General features: G+C 47.2%; 1 protein-coding gene. It reads right to left on the bottom strand.

Annotation, left to right across the window (positions count from 1 at the left end; genetic code table 11):
• Positions 1-60: 60 nt before the first annotated feature.
• Positions 61-14361, bottom strand: coding sequence for an Ig-like domain-containing protein (locus AC1DP6_RS09585; RefSeq protein WP_477054625.1), 14301 nt, complete (start codon positions 14359-14361; stop codon positions 61-63).
• Positions 14362-14591: the final 230 nt, after the last annotated feature.

Genomic DNA, 14591 nt, shown 5'->3' with positions numbered 1-14591 from the left:
GGGATGCAAAATCGCATCCCGGTTTTATGATTGACTTAGTATTACGCTGATGAATCATCTTTATCTCATGATTGTTACGTTACCCTTCTTGGTGATCACCGTGCCATCCTGCATAGTAGCTCTCACGATGTACACGTAAACCCCTACTGGTTGTTTCTGACCACTCATGGTACCATCCCAACCCTGACGTTGGTCTTTGGATGTGAATACCAACTGACCCCACTGGTTGTAGATTCTGAATTCGAGTTGTGCGATTGCTGTTGAGTACACATACTCGATATCATTTATACCGTCACCATTCGGGCTGAAGAGATTTGGAACATAGATGTTGTTGCCTTGCGGGTTGGTTGTTTTACCTGTTACCGCTGTAGACAATGCACTGGTTTCACAGTCTGATGCTCCGATAGCTCTTACCTGTATGGTTGCGCTCTGGTTAGGCTGCAGGCCTGTTACGGTATGTGTAGTACCATTAGCACCTGAGCTTGGTGGTATGAATGTCACACCGTTGTTCAGTGTTACTTCATAACGTTGAGCTCCGGTTACTGGTGACCAGCGGAAAGTAATAGTAGTGGCTGTTGTATTATCCACGGTTACTACTGGTGCTGGAAGCGGCTGTGCTATAGCTACCTGTACTATTGTTCTTTGTCCTGCACTGATACAACCACCGGTTGTAAATGCTTCCACATAGTAAGTAGTAGCGGTATTCAATGCTGGTGTTACAAATGTTGCACCTGTGAATATTGGGATACCACCTGTTGCGACACTGTACCAGCGGAAGTCTACCCCTGTTGTTGTTGAAGCAGCAGTGAGTGTGGCTGTTTTACCTGGGCATACACCCGCATCGTTTCCGGTAATTGTTGGTTTACCTGGTGCCGGAGTAGCTTCTACGCTCACCGCTGTACGTGTTGGGCTAGAACAGCCATTGCTGTTGGTTGCTTCCAGGTAATACATCTGGTTTGCATTTACAGGAGGTGTTATATAAGAAGCTCCCGTAGCTACTGCTGTTCCTCCAACGGCAGTGGTGTACCATTTGTATGTGAGCGTAGCATCCGGATTCAGTGCATTCAGTGTAACTGTTTGACCAGGGCAAGCCTGCAGGGTTGCATTTGCAACTGCCGGTGCTGATGGTGACGGATTCACTGATACATTTACCTGTGTTCTGCTGGCGCTTACACAACCACCGCTGGTAGACGCTTCCAGGTAGTATACTGCATTTGTAGTAGGCCTGATGGTAAAGTCGCCTCCGGTGAATACTGGTGTACCACCATGGAGAACAGTGTACCATTTGTAGATGACACCTGGTTGTTTGTTTTTCGCACTCAACACACCGGTTTGACCGCTGCATATAGTGATCGGATCAGCCAGCGGTGCATCTATTGTGCTGACTACTGTTGCTGTTAATCCTTTGCGTGCGCTGCTGCATCCGGCACTGTTCAATGCTTCGAGGTAGAAGACAGTTGTTTGTGCGAGTGCTGCAGTAGTATAAGCTGTGCCCGTAGCCAGGAGGGTGCCGTTAGACGGAGCATCAAACCAGCGATACGTCATTGTCGCATCAGGATTCTTAATAGTGAATGTAGCTGTACCACCTATGCAGGTAACCACATTATCCAGATCTACTGTTGGAATTGGCGGAGCCGGATCAACCGTTACATTTACCGCAGTTCTTGTAGAGCTGGAGCAGCCGCTGCCCAGGTTCGCCTGTACATAATAAGTAGTATTCTTAGTGATGACAGGTACACTGTACACCGCTCCGGTAAAGAGCAATGAACCGTTTGTAGCCGCATCGTACCACTGGTAGGTAATGTTAGGCAGTATTGTTTTCACGGCTACGGTAACACCTGTACCAGCACATGTTTTGAGAGAGGATGCTACTACATCTGGTGCATTTGGTGCTACTACCACTGTTACGGTAGCTTTCACTCTATCAGATGGGTTACCACATTGACCAGTGGTACCTGTTGCTTCCACCCAGAAGTCCATGCTGGTGTTCAGCGGATTCGTAGTAAATATTGGTCCAGTGAATACTGCTGTTCCACCGGTAGCCTGAGTATACCATTTGTAAGTGATACCATTGGTTGCTGAAGTTACGCGGAGCGTAGCCGTAGTTCCCTGACAAGCTGTAACTGCGTTGGATTCCAGTATTGGTGTCGGTGCTTTTCCTACACCGATAGATACCTTCGTTCTCAATGTACTGCTACAGTTACCGTTGCTGGCTTCAGCGTAGAAATCAGTGCTGACATTTAATGCGCCTGTTGGGAAGCTGATACCTGTGAACAGCAAGTTGCCGGCGGTGGCAGCATCGAACCAGCGGTAGGTTGTACCTGCAACCGGATCTTTAATAGAGAGTGTTACACTTCCGCCCTGACAAACGAACAGGGAAGTTGCGGTTATTACCGGTGCTGTTGGTATGCTGTTCACCTTGATGGTAGCGCTGGACCTGGTGGCGCTTGGGCAGCCTCCATTTACCAATGCCTGTACATAGTAGGTGACGGTGCTGTCGAGGGCAGTAATGTTAAATACTGGTCCTTCGAATACCATTGTACCACCGGTGGCTGCATTGAACCATTGGTAGGTAGTACCTGCCGCTGGGCTTTGAATGGCCAGCGAAGCGCTTTGACCGATACAGCCCTGAACATTATTGCTTACCAGGGTTGGAGCCGCCGGTACTGGCACCACATTTACTTTCACAGCAGCACGTACAGATGGCTTACCACATTTCGAAGTATCACCGATAGCTTCTACATAGAAGGTTGCATTTGCATTGATTGCTCCGGTAGTGTAAATCGGACCAGTGAATATAGCGGTACCGCCTGTGGCTGTATTGTACCATTTGTAAGTGATGTTATTTACAGAAGAAGTAACCTTCAGCACTGCAGTACCACCCTGACAAACCGTTACATTATTAGATTCCAGGATCGGAGTTGGTGCTACACCCACACCTATGGACACCTTGGTCCTGGTAGCGCTGTTACATCCACCTGCTGATGCTTCTGCATAGAAGTCTGCAGATGCTGTAAGACCTCTTACCACGTAAACCGGTCCGGTGAATAATAACGTACCGCCATTGGCCGCATTGTACCAGCGATAAGTGAGTGTGTTATCTGCATTCTGAACTGTTAATGTGGTGGTGTCGCCTACACAGATGCTGATAGCGGAAGCTGCAATGATCGGCACTGGCACATCACGTACGGTTACCGTTACTGTCTTCGCATTTGCAGCTGTATTAGCGCATCTGTTATCTCCTTCTACTGTAACATAGTAAGAAGTATTAGCTGTTATCAACGCAGTGGTATATGCAGGACCGGTAAACAGTAAGGTGGTCAGACTTGCATCTTTATACCATTTGAAGATTGGGTTGGTAACAGTAGTGCTGGTAGCCGTCAGTTTCACAGTACTGTTTGCGCAGATAGTGGTATCCGCCAGTATGATGTCGGCAGCAGTTGCACCGGCACTCACCGTTACTTTGACTGCTTTCAGTGCACCAGCAGGGGTTTCACACTTACCGGCATTGCTTACACTCACATAGTAGGTGTATGTTCCGGTAGCTAATCCGGAGATCGTTAATACACCCGCTGCACTTACACCCTGTGTGATCGGACCCGTTTTATCAGGATTTGCATACCATTTAAACACTGGGTTCTGAACAGTAGTGCTGGTTGGTGTTAATACCGCCACACCACCTGCACAGATTGCCTTATCAGCTACCTGTATGTCGGCTGCTGTGGATGCGCTGTCTACGGTAAGCATGATCTTCACGCGTCCGCTGTCGTTCGCACAGTTACCCGCATTCACCGCTTCTACATAGAAGTTATAAGTACCAGCCTGCAGATTTGCCGGCGTAGTGTATGTATTATTGTTTGATAACAGTTTAGCACCACCGGTAGCTGCGTCGTACCAGTTGAACTGAACACCGGCCACAGCTTTCACGCTGAGGGTTACAGGTGTATTCAGACAGGTAGATACGTTGTTGCTTACTGGTACAGGTATGGATGGTATTCCTTTTACAATTACCTGAACAGGTGCAGAAGCACTTCCTGTACAACCATTCCTGGTAGCTCTTACGAAGTAAGTATACGTACCGGAATCGAGGGTAGTTGGTGTTACAAATGCTATGCTATCAAGCAAGCGGTTACCCTGACTATTGTACCAGCTGTAAACAACACCCTGTGCAGGATTCGCTACACTGAGTGTAGCTTGTTTGCCTTTACATATGGTGGCGTTATTAGACTGTACTTTAGGTTGTACAATTGCACGCTGTGCATAATTGAAGTCTACTGCTGTCAGCGCACCGATGATACCGGATTTCAGTTTCACTTCCACCGCATCAAAGGCTTTCGTTGGTACGAAGGACAGTAATGCACCTCTGCTACCACTGAGCAGATCCAGGTGGAGGATCGGATTAGATACCAGTACGGAGTCGCCCGCAGTATTACCGTTGTATGTTGTCAGCTGGATGCTGGCAAGTACTGCGGCAGAAAGCACCTGGCCTGGGTTAGACAGCATCACTCTCACGGTATCGCCTGGTGTAGACAAACCAGTGAATGTTGCTTTTTCGAATACGCTGGCGTTAACTGCGCCGAGGTTGATAACCAGGGAAGCAGCGGTGTTTTTGTTATTATCCACGGCAAGGGCTGGGTTATAAACGTTACCGAGTATTAACAAACCAGATCCACCGATCGTTTGACCAGTTGCGCCTTCGCAAGGCACGATATCCAGGTTGCTGTTAACAGTAAGCGCATTCACCGCTACTCTTGCTGACTTACAGGTAGCTGCTCCCGGCAGGGCTGCTTCTACCCAATAAGTGATAGTGCCTACTACATTAGATGCCGGAGGCGCAAATGTTGATCCTTTAAATAAGGTATCAGTACTTGTCTGACTGGCGAACCAGAAGAACTGTGCATTTGCGGAAGCCGCACTTGCTCTGAACACTGGTTGCTGACCTACTACCACAGTATCTGTTGTTGGAGATACAGTAGGCGGAGCCAATGCCGTGGCAGTGTTAACAGTTACTGCAGTTCTTGTAGCAGATACTGTATTACAGCTGTCGTTCTTAGCTTCCACATAGTAGATTGCCTTAGCAGTTACGTTCACCACTTTATAAGTGAAGCCACTGTCTGTATTCAGCTTAGTACCACCTGCTGCCACGTTGTACCATGCGTAGGTGTAACCTTTCACTGGATTGACTACTGCGAGTACCGCATCTGAACCGGTACATACATCCACATTGGCAGATTGTACCTGTGGAGCTGCTGGTGCTGCAGTTACTTTCACATCTACTCTTGCACGTCCTTTACTTGCACAACCATTTCTGAACGCTTCCACAAAGAAGGTAGTGTCCTTGGTGAGGGTGCCAGTAGTAAGGGATACGCCATCTTTTCCTGTAAGGTAAATACCGTTGCTGTTGTACCAGCGATAAGTAATTCCTGCTACAGGATCCTGCACATTCAATGTTGCCGTATTTCCTGCGCAAACTGTTACCTGGGCAGCCTGTACTTTTGGCGCTACCAGTGCACGTTGTGCGTAGTTAAAGTCTATTGTTGTTAATGCTCCTACTATACCTGATTTCAGTTTCACTTCTATTGCATCAAATGCTTTCGTTGGTACGAATTCGACGATAGCTTGTTTACTGTTATTCAGGAGTGTGAGTTTAATAAGCGGATTGTTTATTGCCACAGAATCACCAGGTGTGTTACCATTATAAGTGGTTAACTGAACACCGCCTAATACTGCTGCAGAAAGTATCTGGCTTGGATTAGAAAGTAATACTCTTACTGTATCACCCAGAGAAGATACTCCATTGAATTTAGCTCTCTGCCATACCTGTGCATTCAGTGCACCGAGGTTGATGACCAGGGAAGATGCGGTGCTTGCATCGTTATCAACTGACAGGGCAGGATTGTAAACATTGCCCAGTATCAGCAATCCGCTGCCACCAATTGTTTGAGTAGTTGCACCTTCGCAAGGCACTTGCGTGAACGGACCAGCAGGTATTGTTACCACCACTGCAGGCACTCTTATTGACTTACAGGTTGTACCACCCGTTAACGCCGCTTCTACCCAGTAAGTAACCGTACCCAGTGTGTTACTGATTGGCGGTGTAAATACTGGTCCTGTAAACAGACTGTCATTGCCAGCCTGACTACCATACCATTTAAAGATCACATTTGCCGCATTGGAAGTAGCTGTGAGTACACCCTGTGTACCGATCACCACTGAATCCGGATTTGGAATAACGGTTGGCGCACTTAAAGAAGTGGACAGTTTAACACTGATGGCTTGTCTTGCAGACGCTGCGCCACAGCTGCTCACTGCTTCTACGTAGAAGATGGTATCTCTGCTAACCGCAGGTACTCTGAATACAAAACCACTGTCTGTGTTCAGCTTGGTACCACCTGTTGCTACATTGTACCAGTTATACCTGAGCTGACGGTCAGGGTTAGTTACCTGCAATACTGCATCTGAACCAGGACAAATATTAACAGTAGCCGGAGCTCCAGGCACTGCTGGTGCAGGAGACACGGTCACGCTTACCGGGATGCGTTCTGGGTTTGGACAGTTGTTAGGTCCCCCGAGTACCGCTACATAGTAAGTGATTTTTCCTGCTGTTCTCAGCGTATCGGTAGTATAAGTAGCCTGTGTGCTTAATACAGTAGTGCTGGTAGAATCAGCATACCAGCGCACAAACGTACCAGCTGCCGGTGTTACGGAGAGGGTAGCTTTATTGTTTATGCAAACACTTGCCCCAGTTGTATTGACAGTTGGTTTAGGATAGAAGATCCGTGCGCCATAGATGTCAATTGAGTTCAGTAGATTAAGTACACCTGTCAATCTTACTTCTATACGATCGTAAGCACCAGGTGCTGTTATAGTGGCTGCAAACTGCTGTCCGTTGAGCAGACGTAAAGTAAGCAGTCTGGATAATGTATCTGCTTTAACCAGCGTATTGTTATTGTACAATGAAATCAGCGTACCACCCAGCAAACTTACATCAGCCAGTCCCACAGAGGTAGCCAGACGAATCTGGATACTGTCGGTAGCCTTACCTGGGTTCGGGAATATCAACTGTTGGTAAACTGATCCACCCAGTAATCCTACAGGGATAGACAATCTGGTGAAGTTTGTCTGAAGGCTGTCAATATCATTTGTAGGTCCATTTACGCTACATAGTATACAACCCAGCGTAGTTCCTGAATTCTGGCTGGTTGGAACGTTACAATCCGGAGACGGAATAACTGGTCCTGTTACCACCACATGTACAGGTACGCGTGCAGATGAGCAGGCGCCTGTAATCTGGATAGCTGCGTAGTAGGTATATGTACCTGGATTATTGAATGGTCCTACCTGGATAGAAGCACCTGTTCCTACTGGTATGGTGGAAGTTGAATCACTATACCATACGATAGTAGCATTTCCACCTATTACCGGTGTAGCTGACAACGTGGCTTTCACACCAGTTTGTACTACTACATCTCCGGTTACTACAGGTGCGGCAGGAGCGGTTACTACCTGTACTTTTGCTGCTTTCAGTGCACCTGCAGGGTTTTCACACTGACCGGTACCGGATACGCTTACATAGTAAGTATAGTTACCTGCTGTCAGACCAGTGATAGTCAGTTTACCAGTACTGTCGAGCGCGTAGCTTACTGCACCATTTACCAGACCATTTGTTATTGGCGATGTTTTATTAGCATCCTTGTACCATTTGAATACTGGTGCAGTAACACCTGTTGCTGTTGGTGTGAGTACTGCAGGACTGCTGGTGCAGGCAATAGTAGTATCTGCTACTGTAATGTTGCCCGCGTTGCTTAACGGATTAACGATAACAGTAACCGGTATACGATTAGGATTAGCACAACCACTTGCACTTACTGCTTGCGCATAGTAAACAAATGTGCCTGCTGTTTTCAGAGTATCAGTAGTAAATGTACTGAGTGTGCTGAGTATAGCCGGAGAAGTAGAATCTGCATACCAGCGAACAGTGGTACCAGCTGATGGAGTAGCTGTTAATACTGCAGGTTGACCAGCGCAGATCGTTACACTCTTAGCTGTAATTGTGGGATCCGGTACTACTGAACGAACGTTATAAATATCCAGTGAGTTCAACAGATTAGCAACACCAGTGAGTTTCACTTCCACCTTGTTGAAGGCGCCACCTGCTGCTACTGTTGCGGTATAACGGGTACCACTCAGTAATCTTAAAGTAAGTAATTGTGATAAGGTATGTGTGCTTACAACTGTGGTGTTATTGTATACAGTTATTACTGCACCACCGAGCAATGAAACATCTGCCAATCCACCTGGTGAAGCCAGATCGAAACGGATACTATCTGCTCCTGCACCATTGGTTGGGAAGATCAGTTGCTGGAATACAGAACCGCCCAGTAAACCTACTGGAATATTCAAACGGGTGAAGTTGCTATTGACAGAGTCAATATCATTTGTTGGGTTCACTACACTACACAGTATGCATCCCAGGGTAGTTCCTGTTACCTGACTGGTAGGCACATTACAGCTGGTTGGTATCACCGGACCAGTTACTGTAATGGTGATTGGCAGGCGGCGGGATAAACAGCCCCCCGCCAGGCTATCGCCTGCATAATAAATATATACTCCCGGATTTGTAAACGGCGGCAATGTAATTGAATTACCTGTGGCTATTGCTGCCTTTGTGGTATCGCTGTACCATACTACTGTAGCACCCGGAGCAGGGGATGCCACTAAAGTGAGTGGCAATCCTGTGGTGATGGTGTAGCTCTGTACAACGGTAGGCGGAGCAGGTGCACCTGTTACATTGATTGTAGCAGGTTTCAGATTACCGGCTGCATTTTCACAGCGGTTAGTGCCGGATACACTTACATAGTAAGTATGGCTGCCCTGTGTTAAACCAGTAACAGTAAGTTTACCAGCCGCATCGATGGTGAAAGTAGCACCACCTATTACGGTACCGTTTATAATCGGACTTGTTTTGTTTGCATTTGCATACCATGTAAATACTGGAGTAGTTACACCGGCTGCTGTTGGAATCAGTACTGCTGCACTTCCGCCGCAGGTTGCTGTAGTATCTGTTACAGTAATATCAGCTGGTGAGCCCAGTGGGTTTACAGTAACGGTAACCGGTATACGTTCTGGGTTTGGACAGGTACCATCTACTACTTGTACGTAGTAAGTGAAGGTGCCTGCTGTTTTCAGACTATCTGTAGTATAAGTAGGTTGATTGCTGAGAGAAGCACCGCCAGTAGAATCTTTATACCACTGAACCGTAGTTCCGGCTGCTGGGGTAGCGGTGAGTGCTGCTGGTTGACCAATACATACCGTTACGCTGTTCGCGGTAATAGTTGGATTCGGTCCTACTGCACGTACATTATAAATATCCAGTGAGTTCAGCAGATTAGCGACACCGGTGAGTTTCACTTCCACCTTATTGAAGGCGCCACCTGCTGCTACTGTTGCAGTATAACGGCTACCACTCAGTAATCTTAAAGTAAGTAATTGTGATAAGGTATGTGTGCTTACAACTGTGTTGTTATTGTATACGGTTATCACTGCACCACCGAGCAAGGAAACATCTGCCAGTCCACCTGGTGAAGCCAGATCAAAGCGGATGCTGTCTGTTCCTGCACCATTGGTTGGGAAGATCAGTTGCTGGAAGACAGAACCACCGAGTAAGCCTACCGGTATATTCAGGCGGGCGAAGTTGGTCAGATCTGCGTCGATGTCGTTGGTTGGATTCACTACACTACACAGTACACAACCCAGGGTTGTTCCTGTTACCTGGCTGGTTGGTACGTTACAACTGGTTGGGATTACCGGACCAGTTACAGTGACAGTGATCAGCAGGCGGTTAGAGATACAACCACCTGGTAAGCTATCACCAGCAAAATATTTATAGACACCTGGTGTGCTAAATGGAGGCAGTGTAATAGAACTACCACTGCCAATAGAAGCCAGGGTGGTATCGCTATACCATACTACCGTAGCACCTGGAGCAGGAGACGCTACTAAAGTCAGCGGCAATCCTGTGGTGACAGTATATGTTTGAACCAATGTAGGAGGAGCCGGTGCACTGGTTACCTTGATAGTAGCTGCTTTCAGGCTGCCTGCCGCGTTTTCACAACGGTTGGTACCTGATACGCTTACATAATAAGTGTGATTACCTGGAGTAAGACCGGTTACACGCAGAATACCTGAAGCATCGATCGTGAAGGTAGCACCACCTATTACAGTACCATTTATAATCGGACTTGTTTTGTTTGCATTTGCATACCATTTGAATACGGGTGTAGTTACACCGGCGGCTGTTGGTGTCAGCACTGCGGTTGCACTTCCACATGTAGTGGTGGTATCAGCTACTGTAATGTCTGCTGGTGAACCCAGTGGGTTTACAGTAACAGTAACTGGTATACGTTCTGGATTTGGACAGGTACCATCTACTACTTGTACGTAGTAAGTAAAGGTGCCTGCTGTTTTCAGACTATCAGTAGTATAAGTAGGCTGGTTGCTGAGAGAAGCACCACCAGTAGAATCTTTATACCACTGAACGGTGGTTCCGGCTGCTGGGGTAGCAGTAAACACTGCAGGCAGACCAGCGCATACTGTTACGTTGCTCGCGGTAATGGTTGGATTTGGTCCAACTGCGCGTACATTATATATATCCAGTGAGTTCAGCAGATTAGCTACACCGGTGAGTTTTACTTCTACCTTATTATAGGCGCCACCTGCTGCTACTGATGCGGTATAACGGGTACCACTCAGTAATCTTAAAGTAAGTAATTGTGATAAGGTATGTGTGCTTACAACTGTGTTGTTATTGTATACGGTTATCACTGCACCACCGAGCAATGAAACATCTGCTAATCCACCTGGTGATGCCAAATCGAAGCGGATGCTGTCTGTTCCTGCTCCATTAGCTGGGAAGATCAGTTGTTGGAATACAGAGCCTCCGAGTAAGCCTACCGGTATATTCAGGCGGGCGAAGTTGGTCAGATCTGCATCAATATCGTTGGTTGGATTTACCACGCTACACAGTACACAACCCAGGGTAGTTCCTGTTACCTGGCTGGTTGGTACATTACAACTGGTTGGGATTACCGGACCAGTTACGGTAACGGTTACTAACAGGCGGTTAGAAATACAGCCACCTGGCAAGCTATCACCAGCAAAATATTTGTAGACACCTGGTGTGCTAAATGGAGGCAGCGTGATAGAACTACCACTGCCAATGGAAGCTTTGGTAGTATCGCTGTACCATAATACGGTAGCACCCGGGGCAGGGGAGGCCACTAATGTAAGTGGTAATCCTGTGGTGACAGTATATGTTTGTATCAATGTAGGAGGAGCCGGTGTGCTGGTTACTTTGATAGTAGCTGCTTTCAGGCTGCCTGCTGCATTTTCACAACGGTTGGTACCGGATACACTTGCATAATAGGTATAATTACCAGGAGCCAGACCAGTAACGCTGAGTTTACCGGTGCTGTCTATTGCAAATGTAGCAGCACCTATAACGGTACCGTTAATGATTGGAGTGGTTTTATTGGCATTTGCATACCATTTGAATACAGGTGCGGTTACACCGGCAGCTGTAGGTGTAATCACAGCAGCAGCACTACCACAAGTGGTGGTAGTATCCGGCAGTGTAATATCTGCAGCAGTTCCCAAAGGATTAACGGTTACCACTACTGGTATCCTTTCCGGATTGTTACATACACTGGCACCTGAACCGTCTACCACCTGTACAAAGTAAGTCACTTTACCAGGCGTATTTAATGCGGTAGTAGTATAGGTAGGCTGATTACTCAGTGAGGTGGTGGTAGTAGAATCCGCAAACCATAATACGCTTGTGCCGGCGGCTGGTGTTACGGACAAAGTTGCCGTTGAACCAACACAGGTAGTAAAGCCATTTGGTGTAATCGTCGGATTTGCACCTACAGCGCGCACACCATATATCTGCAATGCATTCAGCAAATTGAGGGTGCCGGTCATGAGGATTTGCACACGATCGTAAGGTCCGGTTGCCGGGATGCTTACGCTATAGCGTGTACTGCTCAGCAAGCGTAAGGTCAGCAGCTGGGAGAGCGTATCTCTTCTTATAACCGTGGTACCATTTGCGATAGTAATGATAGTACCTCCGAGCAGACTTACATTGGCGAGTGGAGCACTTGTGCCAAGTTCTATCCGGATGCTGTCTGTTGCTGCACCTATGGCCGGGAATATCAGTTGCTGATAAACCGATCCACCCAACAATCCTACTGGAAGATTGAGTTGGGTGAAATTGTTCGGGTTCACATCAATATCGTTGGTTGGATTATCCACACTACACAGTACGCAACCCAGGGTAGTTCCTGTTACCTGACTGTTAGGAACATTACATCCTCCGGTAGTTACCGGACCTGTAACTGTTACGACTACTGGCACGCGATAAGATTCGCAACCACCGGTAAGACGTACACCTGCGTAGAAAGTATAGGTACCAGGTGTACTGAACGGTCCTACCTGGAAGGAAGTACCTGAACCAATAGATGCCTGGGTGGTATCACTGTACCAAACAATAGTGGCGCCGGGAACCGGAGCTGCGGTCAGGGTTACTGTCTGACCGGTTGGAACGGAGAAGGCTGGCGCTACCGATGCCGGAGCTGGGCCGGTGCCTACTGTTACAGTCGCTTGTTTGAGTGTATTCGCTGCATTTTCACAATGATTGCTATCTGTTACACTTACAAAATAGTTATAAGTACCAACCGCTAGACCGGTAATAGATAATCTGCCAGTAGTATCGATAGTGTATGTTACAGCGCCTTCCACCAGACCATTTGTGATAGCGGTGGTTTTGGCAGCATCTTTATACCATTTGAATACCGGCTTTGTGTTAGCGGTAGTAGAAGTAGGAGTGATCCTGGCCGTATCACCGGGACAGGAAGCAGTATTTGCCGGTACCGTAATATCTGCAGCAGTTGCGAAGTTGTTCACTTTTACAGTTACCAGTGTTTTGGCCGATTCTGTAGAACAATTCAATCTTTTAGCGGATACATAATAGCGGAAAGTTCCGATGGCATTCACCGGGGGGCTGTAGCTGGTGCTATTGGAAGCAACAACTGTAGTTTGGGTAGAGTCGTACCAGGTATAAGTAAGTCCAGGATCGGGACTAGTCACATTCAAGGTAATCGCCGAATTCAAACAGGTGGTTCGTAGTACCCCACTGTTCGTTGCCGGACCTGCCGGGTATCGCTGTATTTCATGCACCCGCAGAGTCGATAGCGCTCCTGCGAGGACTGAACCTAGCAACACCTCAACTCGATCGAAAGGTGCGGAAGCCTGAAAAGAAAGTGATTGCAATCCGCTTCCATCTCCAAGCAAAGTCAGGTTCAGGAAGTTACTGGATGCGGTGATATTATCTACTACAGTAGGTCCGTTGTATGTAATGATTTTAACGGAGCCTAATACCTGTAATGTAATGAGAGAAGATGGGATAGACATCACTATCCGAACAGAATCTCCGAGTTTAGAAAGACCGGGATATACAGCTGTTACCTGGGCGCTGCTGTTTAACAGACCAACTGCGCTGGACAGCGTAGCAAAATTTGCGGGAGTTATAATACCGTCACCTGCCTGTGCAGGGTTCGTTACACTTCCCAGTGCTCCGATAGAACCAGTAACGCCGGAAAGGACATCAATGGGTACATCGCAGGCGATGGTGCTGACAGCGGGTACGTTATAATAAGCGGAGAATACGTTTATGCTGCCTGCCACACCGGCCAATCCACCATCCACAGTTACACGTACTCTATCATAAGTTACTCCTGGAGCAACCAGGAATATTTCTGCCTGATTACCGCTGGCAAGGAGTGTTAATGTTGCCTCATTTGCAAATGCAGTATCTCCAACGGGAGTGGATCCGTTAAAAGCTTGTACATATACACCTCCTAACAACTGCAATGATACCAGACCACCCAAGTTGCCGGCAGATCCGATTTTTACTATTGCAGGAGCATTATTAGTTACAGGAGCAGGGAAAATCAGGTCCTGAGATTCCGTAGCTCCCAGCAGGGTTATCAAAGTATTAATAGTTGATGCCGTATTCAGGTTGCCGTCTACCGCCTGGCCGGGGCTGGCTACATTACAGCCGAGGCACAATCCGGATGCCCTGTTCACCTGGGTGTTGGCATATACTCTTGTCGTATATGTCTGCGCCGAGCTCTCTTTAGCGCTTATACCAAAAAGGAGTAGTAATACCAGCAGACTTTTCCAGGCCAGCGAACTGGCTCCACGACAGGTATAAGCGAGACTGGTTTTAACAGTAGCCGTTCCCTTTGGGTGAGGGAGACAAAAAAGAGCAGTAAAAGGGCTATTAGGAGTAGCTTTTGAATGCATAGCATCAAATATTTGAATAAAAATTGTTCAGTTTCATTGCGATACAACAAAACTCTATTGGAGGCAGGTAGGTTAGGAATGTCTTGGGGAAAGGATACTGGTTGATAAAAAAGTATGCTTCCTTGCGGTTATTTGTTAAAAGAATGTTACAAAAACGCTACGAATGTATATTTAAGGGGTGGTTTACGGAAGGGTCTTTTCATTCATTATTTTTTCACGGTTCACTTTGT

The organism is Chitinophaga sp. 01L420 (assembly GCF_056399985.1).
Note: the sequence above shows the minus strand (reverse complement) of the source record. Positions and strands in the feature narration are given on the sequence as shown.

What these genes read in the sequence shown, in the direction of transcription:
- AC1DP6_RS09585 (WP_477054625.1), bottom strand. Translation starts at nt 14,361, where the DNA reads ATGCATTCAAAAGCTACTCCTAATAGCCCTTTTACTGCTCTTTTTTGT.